This is a genomic window from Levilactobacillus namurensis, assembly GCF_032197885.1.
Taxonomy (GTDB): Bacteria; Bacillota; Bacilli; order Lactobacillales; family Lactobacillaceae; genus Levilactobacillus; species Levilactobacillus namurensis_A.
Window position 1 is genome coordinate 1,749,572 of sequence record NZ_CP134159.1, and the last position, 24,078, is coordinate 1,773,649.

40 protein-coding genes and 2 tRNA genes are annotated in these 24,078 nt (G+C 46.8%); 7 read left to right on the plus strand and 35 right to left on the minus strand.

Annotation, left to right across the window (positions count from 1 at the left end):
* Positions 1 to 41: 41 nt before the first annotated feature.
* The 11 genes from RIN67_RS08400 to RIN67_RS08450 all read right to left on the minus strand — a co-directional run bounded on the left by RIN67_RS08400 (position 42) and on the right by RIN67_RS08450 (position 8,105).
* Positions 42 to 368 carry a DUF4054 domain-containing protein gene (locus RIN67_RS08400; protein ID WP_085763032.1) on the minus strand — a complete coding sequence of 109 codons (327 nt, stop codon included), beginning with the start codon at positions 366 to 368 and terminating at the stop codon, positions 42 to 44.
* Positions 369 to 379: 11 nt separating this feature from the next.
* Positions 380 to 742 (minus strand): hypothetical protein, encoded by a 363-nt coding sequence (locus RIN67_RS08405; protein ID WP_086231918.1) that lies wholly within the window; start codon positions 740 to 742, stop codon positions 380 to 382.
* Positions 743 to 752: 10 nt separating this feature from the next.
* Positions 753 to 1,631 carry an encapsulin gene (locus RIN67_RS08410; protein ID WP_226458070.1) on the minus strand — a complete coding sequence of 293 codons (879 nt, stop codon included), beginning with the start codon at positions 1,629 to 1,631 and terminating at the stop codon, positions 753 to 755.
* 14 nt (positions 1,632 to 1,645) lie between these two features.
* Positions 1,646 to 2,110: a structural cement protein Gp24 gene (locus tag RIN67_RS08415; RefSeq protein ID WP_042254689.1), complete on the minus strand. Its 465-nt coding sequence runs from the start codon at positions 2,108 to 2,110 to the stop codon at positions 1,646 to 1,648.
* 14 nt (positions 2,111 to 2,124) lie between these two features.
* Positions 2,125 to 3,228: a DUF2213 domain-containing protein gene (locus RIN67_RS08420; RefSeq protein ID WP_042254691.1), complete on the minus strand. Its 1,104-nt coding sequence runs from the start codon at positions 3,226 to 3,228 to the stop codon at positions 2,125 to 2,127.
* An 11-nt stretch (positions 3,229 to 3,239) separates the two neighbouring features.
* On the minus strand, positions 3,240 to 3,509 hold the full coding sequence (locus RIN67_RS08425) for a LysM peptidoglycan-binding domain-containing protein (protein ID WP_264999222.1): 270 nt from the start codon (positions 3,507 to 3,509) through the stop codon (positions 3,240 to 3,242).
* Positions 3,510 to 3,531: 22 nt separating this feature from the next.
* Complete coding sequence (locus RIN67_RS08430; protein ID WP_264999221.1) at positions 3,532 to 4,260, minus strand: phage head morphogenesis protein; 729 nt, start codon at positions 4,258 to 4,260, stop codon at positions 3,532 to 3,534.
* A gap of 101 nt (positions 4,261 to 4,361) precedes the next feature.
* Positions 4,362 to 5,723 (minus strand): anti-CBASS protein Acb1 family protein, encoded by a 1,362-nt coding sequence (locus RIN67_RS08435; RefSeq protein WP_313825927.1) that lies wholly within the window; start codon positions 5,721 to 5,723, stop codon positions 4,362 to 4,364.
* A gap of 16 nt (positions 5,724 to 5,739) precedes the next feature.
* The gene (locus tag RIN67_RS08440; RefSeq protein ID WP_390894550.1) at positions 5,740 to 7,083 is read right to left on the minus strand and encodes a PBSX family phage terminase large subunit; all 1,344 of its coding nucleotides are present in this window, start codon (positions 7,081 to 7,083) and stop codon (positions 5,740 to 5,742) included.
* Positions 7,061 to 7,813 carry a phage terminase small subunit gene (terS, locus tag RIN67_RS08445; RefSeq protein ID WP_264999218.1) on the minus strand — a complete coding sequence of 251 codons (753 nt, stop codon included), beginning with the start codon at positions 7,811 to 7,813 and terminating at the stop codon, positions 7,061 to 7,063. Before terS ends, RIN67_RS08440 begins: the two co-directional genes overlap by 23 nt.
* 58 nt (positions 7,814 to 7,871) lie before the next feature.
* Positions 7,872 to 8,105, minus strand: coding sequence for a hypothetical protein (locus RIN67_RS08450; protein ID WP_264999217.1), 234 nt, complete (start codon positions 8,103 to 8,105; stop codon positions 7,872 to 7,874).
* A 197-nt stretch (positions 8,106 to 8,302) separates the two neighbouring features.
* Between RIN67_RS08450 and RIN67_RS08455 the strand changes: the two genes are divergently transcribed.
* A complete protein-coding gene (locus RIN67_RS08455) occupies positions 8,303 to 8,518 on the plus strand; it encodes a CsbD family protein (RefSeq protein ID WP_035464847.1) in 216 nt (71 codons plus the stop codon).
* A gap of 37 nt (positions 8,519 to 8,555) precedes the next feature.
* Here RIN67_RS08455 and RIN67_RS08460 read toward each other — a convergent pair whose 3' ends face one another.
* The 11 genes from RIN67_RS08460 to RIN67_RS08510 form a co-directional block, all read right to left on the minus strand.
* Positions 8,556 to 8,732 carry a hypothetical protein gene (locus tag RIN67_RS08460; RefSeq protein ID WP_264999216.1) on the minus strand — a complete coding sequence of 59 codons (177 nt, stop codon included), beginning with the start codon at positions 8,730 to 8,732 and terminating at the stop codon, positions 8,556 to 8,558.
* A 13-nt stretch (positions 8,733 to 8,745) separates the two neighbouring features.
* Positions 8,746 to 9,816 carry an N-6 DNA methylase gene (locus tag RIN67_RS08465; RefSeq protein ID WP_264999215.1) on the minus strand — a complete coding sequence of 357 codons (1,071 nt, stop codon included), beginning with the start codon at positions 9,814 to 9,816 and terminating at the stop codon, positions 8,746 to 8,748.
* 163 nt (positions 9,817 to 9,979) lie between these two features.
* Positions 9,980 to 10,045: transfer RNA gene (locus RIN67_RS08470), tRNA-OTHER, on the minus strand.
* A 370-nt stretch (positions 10,046 to 10,415) separates the two neighbouring features.
* Positions 10,416 to 10,490 (minus strand) — tRNA-OTHER (locus RIN67_RS08475).
* Positions 10,491 to 10,564: 74 nt separating this feature from the next.
* Complete coding sequence (locus RIN67_RS08480; RefSeq protein ID WP_264999214.1) at positions 10,565 to 11,062, minus strand: ArpU family phage packaging/lysis transcriptional regulator; 498 nt, start codon at positions 11,060 to 11,062, stop codon at positions 10,565 to 10,567.
* Positions 11,063 to 11,181: 119 nt separating this feature from the next.
* Positions 11,182 to 11,688 (minus strand): hypothetical protein, encoded by a 507-nt coding sequence (locus tag RIN67_RS08485; RefSeq protein ID WP_264999213.1) that lies wholly within the window; start codon positions 11,686 to 11,688, stop codon positions 11,182 to 11,184.
* 239 nt (positions 11,689 to 11,927) lie between these two features.
* Entirely contained in the window at positions 11,928 to 12,401 is a 474-nt protein-coding gene (locus RIN67_RS08490) for a hypothetical protein (RefSeq protein WP_264999212.1), read from the minus strand.
* Complete coding sequence (locus tag RIN67_RS08495; protein ID WP_264999211.1) at positions 12,401 to 12,733, minus strand: hypothetical protein; 333 nt, start codon at positions 12,731 to 12,733, stop codon at positions 12,401 to 12,403. The genes RIN67_RS08490 and RIN67_RS08495 overlap by 1 nt, the downstream gene beginning before the upstream one ends.
* A 102-nt stretch (positions 12,734 to 12,835) precedes the next feature.
* Complete coding sequence (locus tag RIN67_RS08500; RefSeq protein ID WP_264999210.1) at positions 12,836 to 12,991, minus strand: hypothetical protein; 156 nt, start codon at positions 12,989 to 12,991, stop codon at positions 12,836 to 12,838.
* Positions 12,984 to 13,319 (minus strand): hypothetical protein, encoded by a 336-nt coding sequence (locus RIN67_RS08505; protein ID WP_264999209.1) that lies wholly within the window; start codon positions 13,317 to 13,319, stop codon positions 12,984 to 12,986. Before RIN67_RS08505 ends, RIN67_RS08500 begins: the two co-directional genes overlap by 8 nt.
* Positions 13,319 to 13,753, minus strand: a complete 435-nt coding sequence (locus RIN67_RS08510) for a RusA family crossover junction endodeoxyribonuclease (RefSeq protein WP_264999208.1) — start codon at positions 13,751 to 13,753, stop codon at positions 13,319 to 13,321. Before RIN67_RS08510 ends, RIN67_RS08505 begins: the two co-directional genes overlap by 1 nt.
* 42 nt (positions 13,754 to 13,795) lie before the next feature.
* On the opposite strand from RIN67_RS08510, the gene RIN67_RS08515 reads away from it, so the two are divergent.
* Positions 13,796 to 14,500 (plus strand): hypothetical protein, encoded by a 705-nt coding sequence (locus RIN67_RS08515; protein WP_264999207.1) that lies wholly within the window; start codon positions 13,796 to 13,798, stop codon positions 14,498 to 14,500.
* Between the two features lie 13 nt (positions 14,501 to 14,513).
* On the opposite strand, the gene RIN67_RS08520 is transcribed toward RIN67_RS08515, so the two are convergent.
* The 10 genes from RIN67_RS08520 to RIN67_RS08565 form a co-directional block, all read right to left on the minus strand.
* On the minus strand, positions 14,514 to 15,236 hold the full coding sequence (locus tag RIN67_RS08520; RefSeq protein ID WP_264999206.1) for an antA/AntB antirepressor family protein: 723 nt from the start codon (positions 15,234 to 15,236) through the stop codon (positions 14,514 to 14,516).
* Between the two features lie 109 nt (positions 15,237 to 15,345).
* Complete coding sequence (locus RIN67_RS08525; protein WP_264999205.1) at positions 15,346 to 16,215, minus strand: DnaD domain protein; 870 nt, start codon at positions 16,213 to 16,215, stop codon at positions 15,346 to 15,348.
* Positions 16,216 to 16,226: 11 nt separating this feature from the next.
* A complete protein-coding gene (locus RIN67_RS08530) occupies positions 16,227 to 17,075 on the minus strand; it encodes a PD-(D/E)XK nuclease-like domain-containing protein (RefSeq protein ID WP_313825923.1) in 849 nt (282 codons plus the stop codon).
* On the minus strand, positions 17,011 to 18,009 hold the full coding sequence (locus tag RIN67_RS08535) for a recombinase RecT (RefSeq protein ID WP_264999204.1): 999 nt from the start codon (positions 18,007 to 18,009) through the stop codon (positions 17,011 to 17,013). Before RIN67_RS08535 ends, RIN67_RS08530 begins: the two co-directional genes overlap by 65 nt.
* A complete protein-coding gene (locus RIN67_RS08540; protein WP_264999203.1) occupies positions 18,010 to 18,225 on the minus strand; it encodes a hypothetical protein in 216 nt (71 codons plus the stop codon).
* The gene (locus RIN67_RS08545) at positions 18,216 to 18,506 is read right to left on the minus strand and encodes a hypothetical protein (protein WP_264999202.1); all 291 of its coding nucleotides are present in this window, start codon (positions 18,504 to 18,506) and stop codon (positions 18,216 to 18,218) included. Before RIN67_RS08545 ends, RIN67_RS08540 begins: the two co-directional genes overlap by 10 nt.
* Before the next feature lie 109 nt (positions 18,507 to 18,615).
* Positions 18,616 to 18,783 (minus strand): hypothetical protein, encoded by a 168-nt coding sequence (locus RIN67_RS08550; protein ID WP_156470519.1) that lies wholly within the window; start codon positions 18,781 to 18,783, stop codon positions 18,616 to 18,618.
* 5 nt (positions 18,784 to 18,788) lie between these two features.
* Positions 18,789 to 19,070: a hypothetical protein gene (locus tag RIN67_RS08555; RefSeq protein ID WP_264999201.1), complete on the minus strand. Its 282-nt coding sequence runs from the start codon at positions 19,068 to 19,070 to the stop codon at positions 18,789 to 18,791.
* A 4-nt stretch (positions 19,071 to 19,074) separates the two neighbouring features.
* Positions 19,075 to 19,572: a transcriptional regulator gene (locus RIN67_RS08560; protein ID WP_313872916.1), complete on the minus strand. Its 498-nt coding sequence runs from the start codon at positions 19,570 to 19,572 to the stop codon at positions 19,075 to 19,077.
* A gap of 352 nt (positions 19,573 to 19,924) precedes the next feature.
* Positions 19,925 to 20,122, minus strand: a complete 198-nt coding sequence (locus RIN67_RS08565; RefSeq protein WP_041815519.1) for a hypothetical protein — start codon at positions 20,120 to 20,122, stop codon at positions 19,925 to 19,927.
* A gap of 344 nt (positions 20,123 to 20,466) precedes the next feature.
* On the opposite strand from RIN67_RS08565, the gene RIN67_RS08570 reads away from it, so the two are divergent.
* On the plus strand, positions 20,467 to 21,075 hold the full coding sequence (locus RIN67_RS08570; RefSeq protein ID WP_087609343.1) for a hypothetical protein: 609 nt from the start codon (positions 20,467 to 20,469) through the stop codon (positions 21,073 to 21,075).
* Between the two features lie 43 nt (positions 21,076 to 21,118).
* Here RIN67_RS08570 and RIN67_RS08575 read toward each other — a convergent pair whose 3' ends face one another.
* Together RIN67_RS08575 and RIN67_RS13385 are read right to left on the minus strand one after the other, a co-directional pair.
* Positions 21,119 to 21,286 carry a hypothetical protein gene (locus RIN67_RS08575; protein ID WP_157662839.1) on the minus strand — a complete coding sequence of 56 codons (168 nt, stop codon included), beginning with the start codon at positions 21,284 to 21,286 and terminating at the stop codon, positions 21,119 to 21,121.
* Positions 21,286 to 21,519 (minus strand): helix-turn-helix transcriptional regulator, encoded by a 234-nt coding sequence (locus RIN67_RS13385; RefSeq protein ID WP_264999199.1) that lies wholly within the window; start codon positions 21,517 to 21,519, stop codon positions 21,286 to 21,288. Before RIN67_RS13385 ends, RIN67_RS08575 begins: the two co-directional genes overlap by 1 nt.
* A gap of 135 nt (positions 21,520 to 21,654) precedes the next feature.
* Between RIN67_RS13385 and RIN67_RS08580 the strand changes: the two genes are divergently transcribed.
* The 4 genes from RIN67_RS08580 (at position 21,655) to RIN67_RS08590 (ending at position 23,797) form a co-directional block, all read left to right on the plus strand.
* Positions 21,655 to 22,005 carry a helix-turn-helix domain-containing protein gene (locus tag RIN67_RS08580; protein ID WP_264999198.1) on the plus strand — a complete coding sequence of 117 codons (351 nt, stop codon included), beginning with the start codon at positions 21,655 to 21,657 and terminating at the stop codon, positions 22,003 to 22,005.
* Positions 22,006 to 22,011: 6 nt separating this feature from the next.
* Positions 22,012 to 22,428: a hypothetical protein gene (locus RIN67_RS08585; protein WP_264999197.1), complete on the plus strand. Its 417-nt coding sequence runs from the start codon at positions 22,012 to 22,014 to the stop codon at positions 22,426 to 22,428.
* Between the two features lie 314 nt (positions 22,429 to 22,742).
* Complete coding sequence (locus RIN67_RS13390) at positions 22,743 to 22,940, plus strand: phage minor head protein (RefSeq protein WP_396442544.1); 198 nt, start codon at positions 22,743 to 22,745, stop codon at positions 22,938 to 22,940.
* 221 nt (positions 22,941 to 23,161) lie between these two features.
* On the plus strand, positions 23,162 to 23,797 hold the full coding sequence (locus RIN67_RS08590) for a hypothetical protein (protein ID WP_264999196.1): 636 nt from the start codon (positions 23,162 to 23,164) through the stop codon (positions 23,795 to 23,797).
* 11 nt (positions 23,798 to 23,808) lie between these two features.
* On the opposite strand, the gene RIN67_RS08595 is transcribed toward RIN67_RS08590, so the two are convergent.
* Entirely contained in the window at positions 23,809 to 23,979 is a 171-nt protein-coding gene (locus RIN67_RS08595; protein ID WP_264999195.1) for a hypothetical protein, read from the minus strand.
* Between the last annotated feature and the right edge of the window lie 99 nt (positions 23,980 to 24,078).

The following is a 24,078-nucleotide window of genomic DNA, read 5'->3' on the forward strand; positions in this document are numbered from 1 at the left end:
CATCTCCCGTTCAACATCTGGGATTCTGTCAAAATCTTCCATCAAATCACCACAATTCTGAGGGAGCCACCATCACCGAACTGGCCCAACAAGTATTTGTACCGGTCGGCCCAAGCGTTGACACCCTTGAAATATTGCTTCTTCAAATCCCCAACTTGCTTCAGAGAAACACGGTCATCCTCACGACTGATCAGACTCGCTGCTAGATAACGGCATGCTTGCTCTTGATACTGTGTGGGGAAACCCCGGTTCTGAACTTCAGTCCAAGCATCATCAATTGCGAGTTGGATAGTATCGTCACTGACCTTCGTCAAGTCCGACCGAATCAGCCGAACGTTCTGGATGGTGCTCTTATCCGCTTCATCCACTTAGACCACCTCTATTCATCTTCCGGGGTCTTTAATTCAGCAATCCGAGCCTTCAACGTGTCCACCATCTTCTTACGACCGGCGCCGCGTTGTTCATCGGCTAACCACTTGGTCAGTGTCTCAACCGATACGGTGTCAGCAATCTCAGGCAGCGCTTGGTCAAGGGTCATGTCAGTAACACTTTGCACGTCCTTGCCACCTTTACCTTCAACAGCAGATAAGGTGCCCTTTTCAACTAAAAAAGCATTCAACTTGTTCGACTTGATAGCCGTGTTGAATGCTTCGGATTGCTTCTTGGTGAGTTGGTTAGAACCGGGGACCAGTTGCACCCCACCAACGTTGTGAATGAATTTACCCTTATTTTTAACTAACATGGCGTCCTCCTTAGATTCCTGACAGCTTAACGATGGCGTACGGCGTCTTGATTACCAGGCCACCGGTCCGTTCATCATAAGGCACAATCGTGTTAGGATAGTGCGCTTCTTGTGGGAACTGCGTGACGTCACGAGGGAGCAAAAAACCGCCAGTCTGTGCCGTGGAATCAAAGATCATCGCACATTCTGAGTTATCCAACCCCTTACCAACTAAAGCAGAGGTTGTTTCGATGGAATTAAACCAGCCGGCGGCCTTGATGACTTCCAGAATAGTCCGGGAGTCGTAGTCACTGTAACGTGAGTTCAAAGATTCATATTGGGCTGGTGCTAAAACTAGCTTCAACCGCGCTTGATTGAACCCCGGAATTACAGTAATTAAGGACTTAGCCTTACGTAAGGTCTCTTGCATCTCTGCCCCGGTCGACTCTGAAAACTTCTTGTCGGCGTTCATTGCCTGAATACCTTCCAGGTTTGTCAGACCAGTGATACCAACCTTTGATTCCCCGTTGAAGATGATGTCATTTTCCTTTTCGGAGATTGCCCGGCGGACCGTTTCAGCTTTATCCGTTTGAAGCGGTTGTCCGGCCATTTGAGCGGCAAATACTTCCTGATACGTGAAGTGAATACCAGCGGCAATAGTGTAGATTGGCTGATAAGCTCGCTTAACGTCTTCGTCGACCATTGGCAAGTCATCGGCCCCGTTGGCAATAACCTTGGCAGCACCGTGCCGGGTCATTAGGCTGTACCCGTAGGTCTCTGCCCCGGGATTTACCCCCGGAATTGTCGGAAACAGTGACCGACCAATTAATTCTTCTTGTGGTGCCTTAAGCACCGTTTTTTCCATTGCGATTAAGTCGCGATTTTCAATCATTGCTAATTCTTGTGGCATCTACTGTCGCCTCCTTATGGCAAGTTAATTTGAAGTTGTGCCGTTGAGCCCGCAGTGGCGTCGTCGGCAACAAACTTACCCGCTGTCTTAAACGTCCCCACAATCGTGTCAGCATCTGCGGCCGGCTTGAAGTTCCCAGTCGTCCCATCAACAGCAGCTGGTTGTCCTTCCGTAACGTCGGCCGTGATGGCAACATTGATGGTCCCCTTACGTAAAACAGGAACCATCTGCTTAGCCTTGTACTTAGACGTTTGCGGAGAATCATCCAAGTTATCGACGTAGTCCTTGGCTACTGCAACGCCATAGAACTTACCGTCACTAACGGTCGTAACAGCCCCTGAGCTCATTTGAACGGCAGCTCCGGCAGCGACTACCCCAGCAGCGACTGCAGAGTCAACTTCTGTGTGCCGAATGTCGGCAATCTTGCCCAACCCAATGTTGGGGTCCATGTACATTTGTGGTCGTGGAATTAATCCCATGAGTTATCCCTCCTTTACTTGTAGGCGTTGGCTCGGTCGCCTTTGAGCTTATCTACCGAGTCAGTTTCGTTTTGGTTCCCACCTTGGCCACCCAACGTGTGAGTGAACCCTTTCTTATCTGCCAAGGAAACCGCAGAATCGTAGAATGCATTGATATAGTCGTCAGACTTATCCTTTTCATCAAAGGAATCATTGGTGGTCTTGATGGCAGCCACCTTAACTTCCCGGTCAGTCTTTCCCTTGAAGTCGAAGCTATCACCGACGAAACGGGCCGCACTAGTCTGTAATGCAAGCCGCGCATCAATACGCTTGTCTAAGGCGTCTTGATCAAGTTGCTTATCTTGAGCATCCTTAAGCTGAGTCTTCAAGGCATCCCGTTCGCCCTTGAGTGAGTCGGCTTCCTTCTTAGAGCTTGCCGCTTCGTCATTCGCCCCGTTCAGTTGCTTCTTTAGCTTTGCAAGTTCAGCCTCTTTAGCAGCCACTTGCTTCTTTAAGTCGTCGTGGGCATCTGCAACATGCTGGTCCACTTCGAACTGTTGGCTGTCGATAATCAAATTAGCCATGTGTTTTCCTCCTGTATTCGTGTTGTTATCGCCCATAACAAAAACCGCACTGTCATGGATTGAAATTCCATGACCTGCGCGGCCTCTATCTACGATAGCAATGTGATTTATCTTGATATTACGCTGAGCGGCGTCATACTGGGCTCCGCCGTACTCTCCGGATTCTGTAGGAACGTCAGCATTGAAGCCAATTGAAAGTTCCCGCTTACCCGACTTAACCTGAGCAATCATGTCTGGGTCCGTAATGGTTGCCCCAACTACCAGCTTATTGTCTTCAACGTGGGCGTCACTGTCGGTCATCCCTACAGATAATGCCTTGAAGTTCCGCACATCAACACCCACGTTTGGGTGGTCATTAGTCAATGGCTTATTGTTGGCAGATTCGATGGTCTCCTTAGAAAATACCTCATCCGGAAGCTTTGCCACTTGGGAGACACTTCCACCATTACGCATATACGGGAAGACTCCGGGACGCGTAATCGGAAACTCCCCGTGTAAATAACCTTCGGGCGTTTCAGTATACTTGCCAAGCTCAGCACGATCATAGAATTTCATGCAATCACCTCCTATGGCAATTGCAGAACCTTACCGGGCTTAACCGAATAGTCCTTCAAGCCATTAATTTGTACAAGTGTGTCCAGTGAAATACCAGCATCAGTGGCAACCCGCCATAGCTTGTCGCCTTCTTTTAAGGTCACGGTCTTGGCCGTACCCTTAGGCTTAGTTGCTGGTGCTGCTGGTGTCGTACTCGAAGCATACATGCTAGTAACAGTTTTAGAGCTAGGTGCTGCAGAGCTTGGCGTACTTGCGGCACTAGATGAATTTGTATCTGCCATACTTTCACCTCCCTTCGTTTCGTTATTCTTCTGAGTCATCTAATTCGTCATCAAAAACTGGATCACCAGTACAACGGCACCCATAATCTTCTCCGGGTAGCAAGTCAGCCGTGTCGTAGTTGTAGATAATGCCTTCACGTGCCACATGACTGGCACGTTCACGCTCGTCCATCATTCCACGCCATTGAAAGTGGTTAATTCCAGCTGCTTGGTGCCTAGTACGGGTCATCTGACTGTAGATGGTCCCGGACTGGTCCCGGGCAATGAAAGCGGCGCGATTGCGACTCACCTTGCCTTGGTGACGGATTGCTTCCGCCATCTCACCATAAGACTGCCCTTTTGTGACGCCGCGGTAGATAATCTGCTCAATCTTCGTCGCATAATCATCGCGGATACCCTTGATGTAACTGACATTTTCGGCAATCTTACCTTTGACGTAGCCGTCAAGCTGCGCATCTCCTGCGACTGGATTAATTGCCATGATTACCGGCTTACCACTAGGAAGCAACGTTGCATGCTTCACCAACTCGTGAGCCTGAATCTGTGACGACACGTTGGCACGATTACTGGTGTTGATAGCCGACATAAACCGCTCAACCATTTGCTTCGCGTCAGTGTCTGTAAAAGAACCAAGAATCAGCTCCTTTAACCGGTTAATTATGGATTCAACCCAGTCGATCATGTCGTCGTTGTAAAGCGAGTCGTTGACAGTTCCTCGGTCAATTACTGGCTTGACCTCTGACTTAAGCAACAGTAGTGTAGTGCTCTCAACTTGGCCTACAGCCTTACCGACAGTATGTGCGTATGATTTCTCAATTCTTAGTGGATAACGCGTGTGTGGCACTCTCATGGCTAATCACCGCCATGTTCTTTGCGATAAGCCTCAACTACCGCCCGGCGCTCGTCATCACTCATACTGTCCATATCAACTGAGCCATCCGGGTCCATGCCACTGGAACCAAAACGTGCCTCTCGAACCTCTTCAGGTCCTTGCACGCCGTTTTGAATGTAAATCTGGTCGGCCTGAGCGTTTGCTAAGCGAATCTGCGAATCGGTTTGCGAATCAACCGACCACAGCGGGTTAAATTCGATGGACCAGTCAACAGTGTCAGGGTCCAACGGTCCGCCACACTCATCACTGGCTCGCATAAGCAACTTGAGCAAGTATTCCAGTTGGGGACGCATCTTGTTTTCTTGGTCTGAAGCAATGCGGCTATAGTAATTCATCACATCATACTGTGCCCCAGTCAGTGTCCCGGCCTCTTGGCCTTTAAGAACCGACTTAGGCATGCGGGCCGCGCCGCTAAGGTATTCCCACAAGAAATCAAGTAGGCTGTCAATGCCACCGACGTTGGTTGACTCCTTGGTCAACTCTTCCTTGTCACTAATTAATGCGGTGGACTCAGTTCTAAACTTTGACGAAGCAGCCGCCCCGACCTGCAACAGCTTATCGGGGCTCGTATCGTCAACCGATGGAGACTTGAAGACTTTGAAAACATAGTCGTAAAGAATCTCACCAACCGAGTAGAGCCCTGTATCCATCGTCATTAAGATGTCGTAAATGGTCTCCAATAGCGAGACACCTTCCGTTTCATCTTCGAACCGCAGTTCTTGTTGGCGAAGCAAACGTGACTTATCTACCTGCTGTACCCCATAATAATTTGACCCTTGCACGTCAGCGGTTCCGTTGTTGATCTGATAACTTAGAGCTTGCCCGTAAGTTGGTGAGAAGACGTCATCATCGAACTTGGTCTCGTTGACCTTCTTGGAGCTAAACGCCGTAATAAATGGGATTCGCAACAGTCTGTCTGGGTTCAAAGGGTCCTCAAGTCCATAATTCCAGCTCTCGGTCGTACTGATAGCAATATACCCCGCTCGGTAAAGCCGTGAGTATCGGTAAAGGTCCTTGAATCGCTTCTGAGCATTCAATTCATTTAATCGTGCCTCATACTTAGCTGCTAAGGAATTATCGTCCATCTTGATATGCCAGCCGTTACGGGTCATATCCTCAGCGGGAATGTCCACGATGTTTCGGGCCATCGAATTACCCTGATACAGTTGCTCCAACTCGTAGTCGCCCAAATGGTGTCCCATCCCCGGCCGCTGCATACAGAAGGGGTCTGGGTGTCGTGTTCCTGCCGTTGGTGCCTGCTTGGTCTGCATAAAGTCCATAATCAATGGATTACCATCAAGTCCCACAATATCTTTGCTCATTCACTCACCTCCTTGCTTATACAACACCGAAGCGCTTCTCTAGTGACTCGTATTGAATAATGTACTTTTCTAAGCCGTATCTGAGTGCGTCAATAAAGTGATTATTGGCGTCTACCGGCTTATTCAACCAGTTTCCGTCCTTATCACGGTCGAAGACATACGTGTTAAACTCTTCAATCGCATGCACACAACTAGGCAGGATGTGAATTCGATAGCCCTGCAAGAAGTTGATTCCATAGTCGATTGAATCAGGGCCTTTAATCGACGCATGCATACGCCGCACGCCTTTAGCCTGTAACTCATCAATCAATCGAGGTTCAGCACAATCGGCCCCAATATCGGACTTTAAGTAGTGGTTATCGTCCAACCAATCGAAGATGTCCTGTGTCGTCATGGCCTTCTGATACAGCTCTTTAAAAATCCAGATATCCTTGGTCTCACGATTAATAGCAGCTTCAGCAAAGGTCGTGGGGTCATGAGTGAACCCAAAGTCCATCCCGTGACCTACGCCATCCGACTCAGCTACTACCTTGTTGACATCAAAGTCTTCAACAATCCAGTTTTCAAATACAAGTCCCTCAGCAACACCCCAGTTGCCGTCACAGACAATCTGAGCCCGTCTAGGGTTAGTTCGATACAAGTCTAGGTATCTTTGCCTATCTTGCTTATCAAGCCACTCGTTGACCCTAAAGGTAGTCGTTCGAGCAAAAACATCTGGTTTACGTGTCTCCGGGTCAAAAAACATTGGTTTCAACCAATGCCGTTCCGACCAAGGGTTAAAGGTTAGCGTGATTTGCTTGAAGAACTCCTTCTTCCACTTCTCCCGCTTGATTAACTCGTCCGCTGGAACGTACTGGTGTTCAGCATAGGGATCATCTAAGCTCCCACGAATGGATTCAACAACTGTTTCGAACTTATCCGAGTTCTCGATTTCGTACGCCTCCTCGAACCAAGCCCAGCTAAGAATACCCGTATCCACGTCAACTGAGGTGACCTTCAGTGGATCATCTAGTCCACGGAAAATAATCTTTTGACCGGTGGGCAAATAGGTAATCTCTGGCTTACCTTCATTGCATTTGAAAAGGCGACTAACCCCGAATCGGTTAATCGCCCATTTAAGCACCGTGTACGTCGAATCATGATTGGTGTTGGAGTACCGGCGGACCACCAGTAGGTTAGACCAAGGATACTTCATAATTCGGTAGATGAAGTTTAACGCCGTGGTCCGAGACTTCTTAGATCCACGGGAACCCTTGACTACGCGAAAAAAGTGTCGATCACGCCAAAACTCATTGTAGCCATGACCAATCAGGTACTTAATCTTTATCTTCGGTCGCTTAGCTGTCGTTACCATCGGCATCTCCTCCAATCTCTTCATCATCTTCTGGTACGTCATCAACGAATGTCGGTAACGGCAGGTTATCACGGTCGCTATCACGCTTAAGCTGAGCAACTTCTGCTTTAGCCTTGTCAACTTGGGCCTCCATCAACGTGATACGCTTGCGCCGGATATCATTTTCATCAGCAATTGCTACGAACTGCTTAATCAAGTTCCCTAGCGTCCCCATTGCCCGAGACTGTGCCGCCATAAAGGTGGCCTGTTTGTCCCATGCATACTGCACGTCGTAGGTTGTCCCCATACCTGAACCAGAAATCTCATCGCTTAGATCATTGTGATCGTTAACGTACATAATCTGCTGGGCCCTGATAATTGCCGTGTACTGCAGCGTAATATTTTGCCAGATGATATCTGCCGGCGATTGTTGCTCAACAACCTGCAGAATGTCGCTAGTTTCATCGGGAAGCCACTTGGCAAACAAACCATGGGTGACCGCGTTGTGATTGTGTGGTGGCGCCCCGCCATGGTTACCAACTGCATTATGATTATCGTGGAGTGAATCGTAACGCTCCGTTTGAATCGGAGCGTTACGTTTAGTGTCCCCATCCCAATGATCCGTTGATTTCCACTTGCGAATCGTTGAAGCAGACACGCCCAGCTCTCTGGCAATATCTTTAAGTGGCTCCTGTTTTCCGGATTCCAGCCAAATCGATTTAGCCTTGTCCCGGTCTGGATTTCTTCGTCTTGACAACCGTGCTCACCACCTCCCCACATCCGTGTTGTTTTGTAATTGCTGCTAAATACCGAGACTAATCAACCAACGTGTCCCGAATTAACTTTTCAGCAAACAAATTTTTCCGTTGTTTTTCGGTCAGTTCATTTGTTGGCGTCGGACTTAGTTGGGCATAAAAATCACCATAGGCATCCCTTTCCAACCCTATGACGTAACAGGGAGAGCCTTCATATTCTATTTCTTGGTTATACGAATAAGCCCATGAAAATTGAGCTGCGTTTTCTGGATTAAGCTTAACTGTGATGCTCATTGCTCTCATCCTTTGCTTTTGTGATTTCGCCTACAGAAAAAGCACCACTCTTTTGCGAGTGATGCTTGATTCAAAATCTGAAAATTTAAATTTATAAGTGTCATTTACACTATCTCTTGCAGGATCTCCTTATTAGACAAGCAAATTAAAATGTGGAATAATACTGTTGTAACAAATACATTATGGGAGGTTATATTATGAGTCTAGATGACAAGATTGATAGCACCAAAGATAAGGTAAGTGGAAAAGCTAAAGAAGTTGAAGGCAAGGTTACGAACGACAAGGCCCGTGAAGCTGAAGGTAAGGGTCAAGGCATTCTAGGTAAGGCTAAAGATAAACTGTCAGATGCCAAAGATGCTGTTAAAGATACGGTTGATGACGTAAAGGAAAAGTTAGATAAAGACGATAAATAAATTATTATTTTTAAGAAGACCAAAATCTGGTCTTCTTTTATTTTTTCACGCTTGTTACCCTGTTTTTTCTCCACACTGTAATACGCGGCTTATGTGGTCGCTGTGGCTTTTTACGTTGCCACCGTCCATCTTTAAGCTGACGTTCCAAGTCGCCCAAGCAACGCGCTTCTGTGCGGCTGACCAGGCCAAATCTGCTGTTTACCATCTGGTCCATGCCGGCCACCTCCCTAAAATAGCGATAACTGCTCATACTCTTCTTCCCGTGTCGCCAATGTGATGGCCACGGGAATATCTTCGATGTCTTTAAGCTTCAAGTTCAACCCATCCTGTACCCGATGGAACCAACGTGGTGCCCGTGCTTTTAGCATGTAGAAGACGAATCCCGGTGTGAACGATGTTTGGATACAAGCGTACTGGGTACCGACCCTACCACTGGATTTTAGCAAACCGATCTGCCCCCGCGCCGCCGACATCTGAATCACTATCGTCCCGGCGGGGTACACTTTTTTTGCTTTCGCACGCTCAATCGTGGCAATATCTTTCAGTTTCAAGTGGTCGCTAGGCTTTTCATACGTCCCAGCGATTGGGTCCGGATTAATCTCTAAAGCTTTCTTCTGCATCGGTGCCAAAGTAGGCCAGAACTTAACCAAGCCACTTTCAATGTGGTCAATGGCCTCTTCTTCCCACCCACTGATTTCAAATTGTTCCTTAACTTCATCGGTGTGGGGCATCACGTTGATTGACGAAAATCCTAAGAAATCGTCATTGTCGTTCTGAACGAAGTAGACTTGCTTGGCAGTCCGTTCCAACGTGTCTCCGTGTATCACAACGCAATTCATTCCCCGCAGCGCCAAGTTATGTAGCAAGTACGGAATGGCGTTGTCAGCCACCTCATAGGCCATGTACAGATAGTTGTGAGGCGCGTAGGTCGTGAGCGGATTCTCGGCTAGCTGGTCGTCCTTCCACTTCTGAATCAGCAGCGAACCTGTCCCGGCCGTTGGATCATATCCCGACCAGCCATTGGAATCCTGGAGGTTGTTGCGCGTGATGGCCGCCAAGATGTGGGCCACGGTGTCCGGCGTATAGTCCTGCTGATTGGTCTTGCGCTCTGCGACGTATTCTTCGAAGTAGGCCCAGAAGCTGTCGACGTAGACGTCTGTGCTAACCCGTAGCATGGCCTTGTAAAACTCCTGGCGCTCGTCTGGCTTGAAAAGGATGTCCTTCAAGTACTTTTCAAATTCAGCATGCTGCTTAACTCCAGCAATCCGATAGAACTCTTCCCGGCCTAGCTTGCCCATCCTGATCACCTCAACTATGTATCAAAAAAGCCCGGCGACTGCCGCCAGGCCTAACTTTAACTTTCAATTCGAGAGAAGTTTTGCCTTCTTTCTCTTTGAATTTGATTTTGGATGCGAAATCATTGTCTGTAGTCCATTTGAGTTTTTTTATTTTTGCATCCAACGAACCCTGCAGGATTCGAACCTGCGTCCCCACAAATGCGGTGCTCTGCCGCTGAGCTAAGGATTCAGAACCCGGCCTGTTTGGAGGTAGTGAACCGGGTGACGTGCTTGGTAGGGAGTCGAACCCTACAGGTTGGGGGTATCTCTGCTTCATTACCAATTACCTATGAGCGCCGCGGCGCAACTCACAGAACCAACGGTCGCATTTCATTTATGGCTTTCACCATTATTGAAGAGCCACCGGCTACGCATCATAGCGCGCTTTCTGTTTACCTATTCCATCACAAGCACACGATGAGTTTTCGGTCATCATCAGGACTAACGCGAAGTTACAATGCCACCCGCGGGGCAATGCATTAACTGAAAGAGTGTCGAATCAGTGGCTTACCCATCACGGTGCCTATCTCTCTGTTTAAGGCAAACTCAGTCAATAGCAATGCCGTCGGTGGGAATCGAACCCACATTTCCTAATGGCGGACCACCAGGCGGCTTAACCATTTGCCTACGGCGACGTGAAAGGGGCTGTCCCTATCACTTATTTGATACTACCAATATAAGGCCTAAATCCGGTTTAAAAGTACCATCTCTATCCCAAATTTGTACCAGAAACATCCGGTTTACGCCGTAGATAATCCGTGAAGTCCAGCTCATCATTGACGATTCCTTTGCTCTCCAGCCGCCCAGTGAAGGCGTAGTAGAACTCGATCATCGCCGACTTCTTCCGCCGAGCAAATTGGCTGTGCCCCAAGTGCAGTGTCATGGCAATCTGGACGTCCAGGTCGTGTTTGACGAACGAACGCCACACCACCAGGCTTGCTACACTCGTGCAGTTCTGAAATGCCTCCAGCGCGCTCTCAACAACGATTTGGCAATCTGCCTGATCCACTAACTTTCCGTCTCGGTCCTCACTAACCCCTGGGGCCTTGGGCATGCCGTCATACTTTGGTGACTGCAAAGAAGCCAGGCTCTTGCCCGACTTCAAAACCAGTCGCATGAAGTAGCGGTTAAAGAACCGTTTCACGTACTTGACAATCTCTTTATCATTTTGTTCCTCGAAAAGTTCCGTTTGTCCTACTGCCATCATGGTCTAACCCCCATCAAATAAGCGTTTGTGGTATACTAGGTGCGTTGAGTTTTATTTGGTGAGGGCTGCTGCCGGGCGGCCCTTTTTTCATGTAATCAACTGGAACTGTTTTCACATACTTAGTCATCGTCCACCTCTGGCGCCGGCACCTTACCCAGCTTGGCAATCTTGGCTAGACGGTCACCGTCAGGAAGCCTTTTAAGTTCCTTGATCAGCAGGTCGCATTCTTCATCCGTAAATTGAAGATTATCATCCTTCAAATCGTCTAGTTGAACGCAGTCACTTGTCTGAAAATCAAAACCATTAAAACCGGATTTTCTATAAGCTGCCATGACTTCTACATCGTCCACATCTCGCCCAATTATCACGTTCCAGCGGTGTTCCTTGCGTTCAGCAACAGGCGTCATAGAAAACTCAGCCATTAGCATGTATAGCTTTTTCGAATAGGGTATTGAAAGACTGAATCCGTCCATAATTTGCATGTCAAACGTTCCATTGTGAACAGTTCCTACAGCTTTACCTTTGAATTCAATTAAGACACTGTCTTGGAAAATACCACTACGATTCTTCACCTCATAATGTTTGCTGAGGCCCTCAACGGCCTTTTTGAACTCGTTATACTTCATGCGAATTTCCTCCTTGTCGTGCTCTCGCTGTATTTTCTGATTCTCTTTGGTGTGCCATTACGGCCGCCAAACGCGGTTTGCTTTGTAGTAGAACCCATCTGAATTAGGCTGACCAAGTTCAGAACAAACTTTATACAGAAATAATCGTTCACCACACTTAGGACACCGTGCAAAATAGTTCCCCCACTTGGTCTTTACCTCGCTGTGAGTTCCACAACTTGGACACTCTAACTTGGCATTTACCAGATCACCGTACTTAGGCCGCTTACGCAACGGTTTGTTTTTGAGTGAGCCATCAATTGTATCTTTCGTGTTAGAAGTAGCCTCTGGCTTTGAATCTGCGTGGTCCTCATAATGGCATCAATTTTTTTGCTTGTAGAGTAGCGGCAATGTATGCGATTGTACTTTAGCTGAACTAGATCATTCGGCGTTGCGACATAATGAAAATTCGGTGAGCTCCTCATTTTTTTCGCCATCTTCTTTACATATCCGTCTCCTAAATTCAATTCAACAGAAATATCACCGTACAAGAATCCCCGAGCAATCCTTTCGCGCAACATGCTGGTCCGCGGAGAACGCTCATTTTCGATTTCCACATAGCGATTAGCAACTGTTTGCACACCTTTAAGCTCTGATTTTGGCCACTCCTTAGGACTTTTGTATCTTTTTTCGAATCGTTGTACGCCCCTTAACAGCGTTGCGTTTAACGACATCATTTCTCCCTCCCTTGAAGTCCATCCATCATTTGCAAACTCTTTGAAATGTTTTTGACGAACCAGGACAATGAATTTGCCATCTCGGCCATGATAACCGAAGCGTTAGCATCGCTTAAGCCTCTGCCATTTAAGTACTCGTCAATAAGTCCTGCATAAAGTACTGGCATAGCGTCAGGATTGCTTGGAAAGTCCACATGGAATCCATCTTGTTCAAGAGTAACGATTAACCGCTGCGGACCCATTTCATCAAATGCTTCTGAAGTTGCATCGTCCGTATTTTTTTGATTCATCTGCTTAATGAGTTGTCGTAACATATCTTCCGGTTTCATTCGTAATATCCTCGATTCTCCAGCCGTTAATGACTGGTGCAGTTTGTTGGTACAAGGCAGCCTTTACTTTCCAAGTTGCCACGTGTTGAATCCTCCTGTGATCTATACGGTGATTACCCAGTTATCTTCGGTCTCCCGCTCTTTGGTCACGTACTGCTTAACTTCGGGCTTAGCCTGATGTTCCCGTGCGTGCTGTGCCATGCGGCGCTTCTTCTTGCGCAGGGTTGACTTCTTCGCATGTTTCCGCTGTTTAGCCACGGGCGTTCGCCTCCTGCTTAGCGACTAGGTCGTTGGATTGGTCATTTAAGTACTGATTGACGAACTCTGACATGAGAGCCACGATGGCTGACTTATCACCATCACGAATTCCTCCAGTTTTTGCAAGTGAGTCGAACAGCTGACCAAGCAAGAATGGTAGTGAACCATTTTCACCGGGCATATCGACATGCAGCCCGTCCTTTTCAAGTGAGACAATCAGCCGTTGCGGACCAAATTCATTGAATTTCTGGGTGATAACGTCGTCACTGCTATCAACTTGACCTTCGACATCGTCCATAGCGGCTCTAAGTAAATCAAACACATTCATTATTTTTCCTCCTTGGCTTCAGTTACTGTGACTTCGATTCTTGGCTCGTCTGAATAGTACTTGTGACAGCTGACGTCCGTGATGAGATTGTCGTCCTCCCACACGATGCCGGTCAGCGCGTCCTCAACGAGCTTGAGGTAGTTGGACGCGTCAGGCTTCACAATCGGCCGGTGCTCGCCTCGTAGACGCCGCCCACGCTCCACCTTACTGATTGACCGCTGTACGTGCCGGTAGACCTTGACGTCCACCTTGAGTGCCTTGTCGCGTAAGATGGGGCCGTGATACTTCATCTTGGCCTCTTGGCGAAAGAAGCGCTTGTAGTCCCGTGACCGTCGTGGATCGTAGGCGTGGCCATTGCGATTGAAGCGCGGACGCCCGGCGGGTACTGGCTCACCGTGGATCACTAGGTGGGTCTTAGCCGTTGTTGATTCCAAATAAGTCCCTTCTTTCGATTTCATACGTGCGATATAATTTTTTTGAAAGGAATGATTACTATCAATGCTTGGATTACTGCTATTACCGTTACCATTTCCGTTATCTCGTTGATGCTTGGGATAATAAACATCTATAGGTCGCTGGATAAAATTGAAATGGACTGGCACACTCAAATCGTGAAATACAAGCGTGGTGATGTCATTTGCTCTAATAGCTCTAGCTTTCCCTTACCTGTCCTGACTCAAGTAGCTAACAAGATGGATAAAATTGACGATTCTGTAGATATGGTGGCAACTCTTGTTCAGCCCTTTATGCTGCAGTTCACCGCTATAAACTACGGAAAAAACGACATGGGATATTGGAGCTTACATGTAACTGATGATCAAGACCGCGAAGTCCCTGTTTATACACAGAAGCAGGTTAATCGGCAGGGCACCAAAAATCTTCTTGTAAAGACGCATCCATCACAATGGGAACGGGTCACCATTCCTCAAGATTCAGTAGGTATGTTCAAATCTCAGTCTTACACTGAGTGGAACGTATTTATTGACTTAAACGGATTTGATACCCGTAAAATAACCGCTGAAGTCGCAATTACTAAGAAAAGATTAACCAAACTTTTCAAGCCTCACGTATACATAGGTTCAACTTACGTTTATGATTTAGCGGACTCATCCGTCGTTATACAGAGCAAAGATATTCAAGACCAGTCCCACAATGGAAGCCACCAAAGCCACAATAAGTAGCACCTTCACTGTTCTACACCTCCATGGCAGTCTGTTCGCCGGCCTGCTGCATCATCATCTTTGTAGCAGTGTTGGGTTCCCAGTCGTAGATATACTTCATGGACCTGTTGAATTCCTTAGCACGAATCTGAGTTCGCGTATGAACGCCACACACCTTATTGAGCCCAGTGCTGATGTCCTTATAGAGTTCTGCGCGTTGATCACGTGTCAGTTGAAGATGATTCTCACCGACATATCGATTAACTGCGCGGGTAACGCCATGACTGACGGTACTGTACTCTGTTGGGTCCATCTTTTGATTGGCCTCGAAGTCGTCCATGCGTTCTTCGACGTTCGTCAGCCGGGAGTTGGCCCGATTGGCGTTCTCCATCACCAGCAGGAGCTTTTCTTCCGGTGTCATTGGGAGAACGACCTGTTGAGCTTGTCGCTTGGCTTGCTTCTCCATGGCGATGAAGTACTCACGCGCTTGCTTACCCTTGGGAGTCCGCTGAATCATCGACACCTCTTTAGCCATATCCAGGGTGAGAGCGTGGTTAACTTTTGGCCGGCCACCTTGGGGTTTCGCTCTTTTTTGAGCTAAACCTACAAAATCAACATCTTCAGTAAATCCATACTCTGCCATTCGTGGAAACCAGTCTTTGTAATCCGTCTTAACTCCCAGGAAGTCATGCAGATCCCGTCCATCAACGGCAATGGTGCCGTCATTTTTCTTGAAAGTCTTGATTAATTCGTTCATGCCTGTTCCTCCTCGTCTAGCTCACTGAGCTTGTCCTCAAGCTTCTCGTAAATCGCGTCCCAGATATCCTGGCATAGATCAGATTCAACAACATCGCTGATTGCGTTCTTCATGATGTCGCCTCTTCTTTCTCCGGCCGCCGTGCCTTGAACTTTTTGATTCGCGCGTCCAGTGCTGCCTGATGTTCGGGGCTTAGCTTGCCGTCCGAAGCAGGTTTATCAGGCGTCTTCTGAGCCCACGTTGGTAGTGTTTCCTTGGCCCGTGTCGGCTTAGAACTCCCACGGCCGTTCTTCATGCGTTGATCGTGTTCTGCAGCCGCCTTTTTGGCCTGATCAAGCGTTGTAATCTTGCGTTTCTGCCACCCATCAATCACGGCTTGCATGTACTTAAGCGCCCCGCGCGATTGGACGTTATGCTCACCGGCGATGGTGATGGCGAAGTCAATCACGTCCGCTGGCAGTTGCTCAAGCCAGTCGTTAATCTCAGGCATGGCGATAGCGTTGGGGAATCCCCACAGGCTGGTCCACTTATCGATCACACTTGATCGGGTGATACCCGCGTCGTCATCCTCATTCTTTTCGTTTTGTTTAGTTTCGTTTTGTTTAACTAATGCGCTACTGTCTTGTACACTCCTTTGTGTACCCTGTTGTGTACTGTCTTGTACACTCCTTTGTGTACTCCCTTGTGCACTATCTGACGTATAAAGTACACAAACGCGGTAGGAAGTAGCTTTTCGACCATTAGAACTAAAATCGATGAGGTTAAGTTGTTTGAGGACGTTCCGGTTCTTGACGATGCCGGATCGTGACAGCCCCGACAGTGATTCAAGCGTTGCATTAGCGGCTGTAAACCATGTGGACCAGCCGGCCTTGTTATTGATGGACATCAGGGTGTACCACAATGAAACCTGGCCTGCTGATAGCTTCTGCTTGTATAGCCGATAATCGTCAAACGCTCGAATTTGCATAAGGTAGTTCAAACCAACACCCCCTAATCAATCAGTTCATCAGCATCGATGATGTCGCCCAGAACCTTAGTTGACCGACAGTAGTCGCACGTCTCACAGCGCTCCGGTTCTTCCTGGCCATCGATGATGGACTTGAATCGGTGTTCCTGATCCTTGACCCGCCACATCGCATCATCTAGCTTGTCCTGCGGGATTGAGATGACCGCCTTGTCGGGCGGGTCTTGCTTGGTGACTGCAACAATGTAGGGCGTACATAGCACACCGTACTGTTGACGAACTAGCTCTTGGTAGACGGCCATTTGGAGCTGGTAGTCGTAGGCATAGACGAATGGGACGTAGCGCCGTGTGCGGGTATCCCAGACCCGCTTGTGTAGGTCTTGCGTGGTCTTTAAGTCGAGGAAGATGCCTCGCTCAAGGTTCAAGCAGTCCAGCTTGCCCATCCAGTCGATACCGTCAATCGTCCCGGTGACAATTGACTCCTTAGCACCCTGGTAGAGTGCCCGGAATGTGGCATCGCTGTCTAGCGTCTTGATCATGTTCTCGGCCACCTTATATGGTGCCTTAAGTTGGCCCTTCGTCTTACCTCGGGTGGATAGCATCACGTCCTTGTGAGCTTCTACGAAGCGTTTATGGGACGCTGGGGACTCGAAATAGCTGTGAAGGTAGTTACCGACCAGCAAGGCCGTTGGGTCTCGCTGGGGCTTCCAGTCGCCTCTTAGTTCTGCCAGTGCTTCGGCCTCACACGCCGCGAACTTCTTGAACCATGTTGGCGACATGAAGTGCTTGTTTGCCTCGTCACTATAGTAGTTAGTCGAACTTAGAGTGAACCCCGTCGTCTGGGAAGAGGTCCGTTTGTTGGGTGCCACTTGCATCAGCGTCTGCCTCCTTTCCCTTGGACTTATCAATTCCGTCTAGCAAACTGTCAATGAATTGAGAATCGTTAAGTGATTTGCTTGAAGCAGAAGCTTCGGATCCCGATACGCTTTCGGACGCAATCTCGGACGCTTCTGATACGCTCTCGGACTGCTGTGGCACTTCTGGTTGTTCCTGGCTGTCCTTGGCGGGTTTGTCCTCAATCAAGTCTGCAACAGTCTTCTTGGGAGTCACATCCTTGGCTGACTGGTCATCGTCGTACTCGGATTCGGTCGAATCGTTGATAGCTTTGACGAACAAATCGTTATCGTTAGAGCTGTTGATGTAGAGCTTAGCGGCCCGATTGATGATCGTCCGTTGAGCCATTTCCTGACCGAATTTCTGTTGCACGTTGTGGGTCCGCGATTGCGACCAGCTGGCGTCGATTTCCTTCTTGGTCATGACCGTCCAGACCTTATGGCCATCCTCTTGGAGCACGTAGGCAAATGCCCCGATGATAGGATTATCGCGATTCTCAAACTTTGGCTGATACTTGGTGACGATCAGGTTCATCTCGTCATCAGCGCCAATCTCGAAGCCATCACCCTTAAAGACTGCCTGGGCTTTGATATCCTTGACCGACGACAATTGCTTGAGCACCGTCACTGACCCGAAGTAGGAACGCTGTAAGGTGCATTGCTTACCGTATGGGATGAAGTAGCATTGATTCTTTGCGGGGCTTAATCCCTGAATGGCCATGTTGAGCAGTGCCTTTGAGACTGACCGTGGGTCGCACTTGTCGAGCATTGACGGTCCCTTTGAATCGTCTGACAGGATCAGCCAGGCGGCGTTGAGTGCGTTGCCGACCGAGTAGCTAGGTGGGAGCTTGAGGCCCTCACTGTCCTGCATGTTCTGAATCTCTTTTTGAACTGATACTACAAGTTGATTAGCCATTTAGTTTCCCTCCTCGTCCAAATTTGGTGACCAGCTGACCAGTTCATCACTGATGCTGTAGAGTTGATTGATGTCGTCATCGCCAAGTTTGTTGTTCTCCGCCAGTTCCTGTACCTTGCTGAAGAGAGCTGATTTGATATCGTCCAATTCGTCCGTGTTGGTGCAAACGATGGACTTCGGCGTGTACTTGCTGTTGGTACGAATCATCACATCCATGTGATCACCTCCGCGTCCTTGTAGTCCTGCAGAATTTCGGCAAGGTTGTCGTCGTCATAGTCGATTGGGTCACCGTAGTCCTCATGTTCGCTGTCTAGGAAGTCGTGCATCGAAGCGGCGTCATCCATGACGTACCTGCCATCGTCAAGCGTCCAGTACTTCTCACCGTAGATTAGCGGGAATCCGTCAATGTCATACGTTTGCTTGTCCTCAGCGGAATCCTTATCCAAGCGATTCATGTAGTTGTTGAGGTCAAACGTTGCATGGTCTGGTGCTACCATTGAATCCACCGCCCTTCTAGAGTAGAATTGAAACTGAAAATACTTGAGATAAGTAATCTTTCACCGAGCTCTGACGGCCAGGTCAGGGCTCTTTTTTTGTGCCAAATTTTCATTTCTGTTCCTCCTTTAGTTCCAATCCAAAGAAATCAATCGCCCAGGCTTTCCAGCCGCCCATCGCGTGCACTGACTCGGACAGCCAGTAGCCGAAGCTGACGCACAGTGCAATCAGGCCGAACCATGAGACAACCTCACCAACGTAGTAGTAGAACAAATCCATAATTATTAACTCCTCTCATCTAAGTACCTGCGCCAGGCGTCCCGAACTTCCGGGAACAGCCAAACGCGTTTGCCACGCTTGCCAGGGGCTCCTGCACGACGTTCGAGCTTTGCCACGTATCCCAGCGGAACGAAGTTTTGCTCAAGATTGCTAGTGGAGACCCCGGTCATGTCCGCCAGCTGACTAAGGTTGACGGAGATTTGAAGATTGTCATTTTCGCCAAGCATTTGGTTCACTTGGTCTTCGATGACCCTCTCGGCCACCGCTTGTGGATCGAACGTCGCCATGGCTCTAGCCTCCTACCCTGGCATTTGCTTCATCGAATACTCCGTGGATGTCAACGCCGGCATACTTGGCTTTGGCCACAATGTCGGTATTCTCTGACATGATCTCCTCGGCGTACTCCCGGAAGTAGTCCCGAATCAACAGCGTCTGTTGCGATGACCGGGCCTCCGGCTTGGTCGTCATGGCCTCGTCGAATGATTCTTCAAGCGCCCGGCGGTCGTCCTCTTCCTTGCGTTGCTGGAAGAGCGTTGCCATGACATCGTCATAACGTCTGCTGCTCTTCAAGAAAGAAAGAACGCCGTAATCCTTACGGGCGCCAGAGAACGCCAACAAGGTACTATGCAGCGCGTGTGCCAACCCAGCTCGCATCCCCTTGTCGCCAGTACGCTGGCCATTCGCTAAACGGGTCAATTGACCATCGGAGATATGAACTTTTTGAGCAACGTCCCTACGCACCACTCCTGCCAAATCCAAAGTTAATTGTTCGGCAAATTTATTCTGCATGCTGTCACTTCCTTCTAACTGTCAATTTGATGTAAGACATTTGACAGCCATAATCGTTATACTTAAGCCATAGCTTCAAAGACTTGGTCAGCTGTCTCATTAGCAATTTGTGCCTTAGCAACCACAACTAAGTTTTATAATAGCCGATCGTTATCAGCGGTTAGTTCTTCAATGAACTTAGCTGAATGATTTGACGTGCCAGCTACCATTTCAATTTTTTTCTTGCCGTGTCATTTTGCCACCTCCTATTAATTTGATGAGCAGTGTCCGATCACAAGAATCAGTAATCCTGCTGCTAGAACTTGGAGCATAGTGTCACCCCCGTTCTTTGGAAAAAATAATATTAGTCACCTCAACTTTTTAATTTAATTTCTACACCGTCCACTAGTGCAAACAGATTATCCTTTGCTAGTGGATATTTTTGTTCAATTCGTTTCATCTCACTATCAGTAAAGGTAACTGCGGCAAACAAATTATCATCAACAGAGACATTTACCAAGTGATTAAAACCACCTGACTTGTAAAAATGAATCACTTCATGCTTTTTCATCAGCTCACCTCCTAACGTTAAATTCAAAATTGAGAAAGAAAATCCAGCTGGTAAAACTCAAATTTGGGTATGACATAGTGCTATCTGAGCTACCTACTTTCGCATTAGCCCCACAACTATGAATGGAACTATGATTGCCACAATGACTGGCCAGACAAACTTAACGAAAATCCAGTGTCTATCCGTGAAATCAGAAAACCTTTTCCAGAAACCCTCTGGTTTGGATTTCTTAATCCGATCATTGAGTTCTGGACTGAATCTTACCTTCACCAACTCACCTCCTCTGGCTACCGATATCACTCACCTTCTCTGGTACAATTGATACCGGAATGGAGTGGTAAATAATGATTATTGCGCAAGTAATGGGGCCAAAAGACTGGGCCCTTATTCTGACACCAATGGCGACTATACTAGCTGTTCTTCTACATGACGCATATCAGTTCGTTAAGGACAAACGGCAAATTCATCATCAAAAACAGTTAGAAGCATATGAAACATTCTATGTTCCTGCGATTAAATGGTTCTACCAACTAAACCCAGACGGTGCTTCATATCAAGAGATGAAATGGAATAATCCGGATGTAGATAAAATGGATCAATTGATAACAGAAAACATCAAATACGTTTCCCCAGAGATTCTTAAAATCTATATTCTTTATTTTCGTTCAGCTCATGAGCAAGGGTCAGTAAAAACAGATAGTGGTTTAGATATATCCATGGACTTCTTAAATTCCACACCCAAGGAGGCGGTACAACATCAAAGCCTTGAAATCGCAAAATATTTCCATGCTTTGATGGTTACGATAACCACAGAAGCAAATAAGGAATCGCGAAAGCTAGGAATGCCAGAAATCGGTAAACCAATGCTTGAGAACCTTCAAGATATGAATCTCGCTCCAAAAAATAAACGGGAAGGATTATGGCGGTTACTACACAAGCGGTTTGATAAATAGTCAACTCCAAGACTCCTTTTCAAATAGAAATCGTTGATGAAACCTAAACTCCATTTTTTAGGATTTTTTCGACTTCTTGGCGTTCAAGTTGCAGCTTGGACGCTTTTTTCCCAAACAACCAATCAACCCGTCCTTTCGCAACGGACCACTCAAATTCCGTCATACCAGCAACAGCTTCTGCTAACTTCGCAGATTGTTCTTCCTTCTTCATCAGCTCACCTCCTCAGGTTGCTTATTTGTACTATTAGAGTCGTTAGGTCCAAATAAAAGTTCATCGACAGTTACACCAAAGAAACTAGCCATAGAAATAATGGTATCAACCGATCCGTCACGGCGGCCATTCTCCATTGATGCAACAGTACTCACAGAGAACTTTGTCTTTGATGCTAGTTGCTCCTGAGATAATCCGGCCCGCTTTCGATAATACTTTAAATGGGATTTCATCTTATTCCCTTCTTTCTTTATGTACTAATAGTATCGCTACTATTTGTACAAGTCAACTCTTTTTGTACAAACATTTCATTTATTTTAAGCATTACTCTAAGTACAAGATATAATACTAATAGTGGAGGTGTCTTAATGACTACAGGTAGTAGAATTGCATCACTGCGCAGACGCATGTCGATGACCCAACCGATGCTGGCCGAAAAAATGAACGTTAGTCGAAGTACTGTAACTAGCTGGGAAAATGATCGGCGCTCTGTTAGCAATGATGACCTGATAAAACTGGCTGATCTATTCGGGGTCACAACCGATTATCTGCTTGGCCATAAAATCGATTTAGGCGATACCCCCGTGGCTGCCCATCTCAGAAACGGATTGAGTCTCGACGACTTACCTGAAGACAGGCGACAAGCCGTTATTGACTATATGGAATACCAAAAATCCCTTTACAAAAAAGAACAGGAGCGCAAAGGGAAAAAGGAATGATGCTAATTGAGACTAAGCAGACTCGAAAAACTGATGGCTCAGCACCCCGAACTAGATTTCGTCTTCGACAAAAGTGTGCCTATCGAACTTGGCGGGTATGTTGTGAATAAAAAGATTTTAATGAATCCCAACATCTCTGAGCGTGAGCAGTATCAATGGCTATATGAAGAATTGGGCCATAACGCCACTACTATTGGTGACATTAGTGATTACGGACCAGCAGAAAATGCAAAACAGGAACATCAGGCTCGCGTTTGGGGATTTACTCACTTGCTAACACGGGCTGACATGGAACGCTTACGTCGCGAATATGCGTGTGAGGAGTCCGACTACCCAGCAGCTGATGATGTTGGTGTTGAACTACCATATCTGCATGAAGTTGGTCTTGCGTATGGATTGCAGTACAAACACGTTTTGGATTAAAGGAGGGACTACATTGAGCTTAAAAATTGGCATACAGTCAGTTAACCCACTGCAAGGCAATGAGGACCTGTCCAAGGCCACTATTGACTTTATTATCAAGTACATCAAGAACCACTTTCCCAATCTGTCAGGTAGAGAGCTGAATGAATTTATTGCCATTACGTTCGATAGTCTAAGTAAGGGTGATAGGGGACAATCTATAACAGACTATATGAATAGTAATAATCTATCAGAAAGCAATATTTCCGTTTATGACTCTGTTCTTGATTTATCCATGAGACCACTAGCATTCATAAGTCGATATCTATCGTCTTATACGCAATAGATTTAAATACTACACTTGGTGTGCACTAAACGATGAACGAACCTCCCCTGAACACCGTAAATTAGATGGGAAAAAGTTTGCTTTGCTTCCTGAGTATGAGACCAAAGAAATTCCATATCTAGAAATCTATCCAGGATCTGAACATTTGTGCCGTTGCTTTATGGACCCAGACTTCGATAATATGTGAAAGATGTCTTGTTGGAGCAGGGATTCAGTAATCATTTAGTTTGAATGAATACCAGTTTTGAGAACCTCTTCAATTAAGTAATTCGTAATGTGACTATCTGCAAAGGGTGCAGTTGCCTCCAAATAACAATCTTGTTTTGATCATTCTGGATTATTGGCTTTAAAAATTATCGTTAGCAATTTCACGGTTCAAAAAATGTATCTCAGACTAAGGAGAATTCTATGTCCGAAAACTTTATGCATATTCCAAGAAAATGTCCGCACTGCAACTATTCAGGTATACAAACTCAACTCAGCAAAACAGCGTCCTTCCGCTCTTATGAAAACGAAGAAGTAGAGGTAATAGTTTCAAGATGTGAAAATTGTCGACGAGCAACCGCCTACAATTTATTCTTCACCAGCGGTGGTTCTTATTTGCGAACTGAATTAGTTAGCCCTATATTTTCACCAGAAAATATGACTTTTCCAAAATCCATTGAAAAGATGTCGCCGTCATTTATTAAGACGTATTCTCAAGCATCTACAGCAGAAGAAATAGGCCTATCTCAGATTGCTGGTATGGGATATCGAAAAGCGCTTGAATATTTAGTAACTGATTTTGTGCTAACCAATAAGCTAGTTACCAAAGATGAGTCTGTAAAACTCCCTCTATCTAAACTAATTAAAAAACTCCCCGAAGAAAGTATCAGGGAGTTAGCGCTTGCTAGTGCTTGGATTGGAAATGATGAAACTCACTACTATCGACAGAATCCTGAATTCCAGGTTGCTGATATAAAAGAGTGGATTCGGGCCATGATTAATTACATTGAGATGAAAGCATCAATCAAACGAGCTCACAATTTGGTAAACAAAAACTAGTAAAAGTAATCCTATTTATTGAGCTCATTGATTCCTTTTTCACCGATCAAAATGCCATCAGTTGTCCAAAACTGTACAACTTTTCTCACTGGCGAATCAACAGTTCCTTTTCCTATAACATGTTCCACTCGAATAACTTGCTGCAATTCTGCCCTTTCAACCACAGGTTCAAATTCATTCATTTATATCACCTCACCAGTTTTAGTTGCAATAATTATAAAACATACGTTCACTTTTAGCTACTGTCCAAAACTGACGACGTTAAAAGCTGTACATATTTT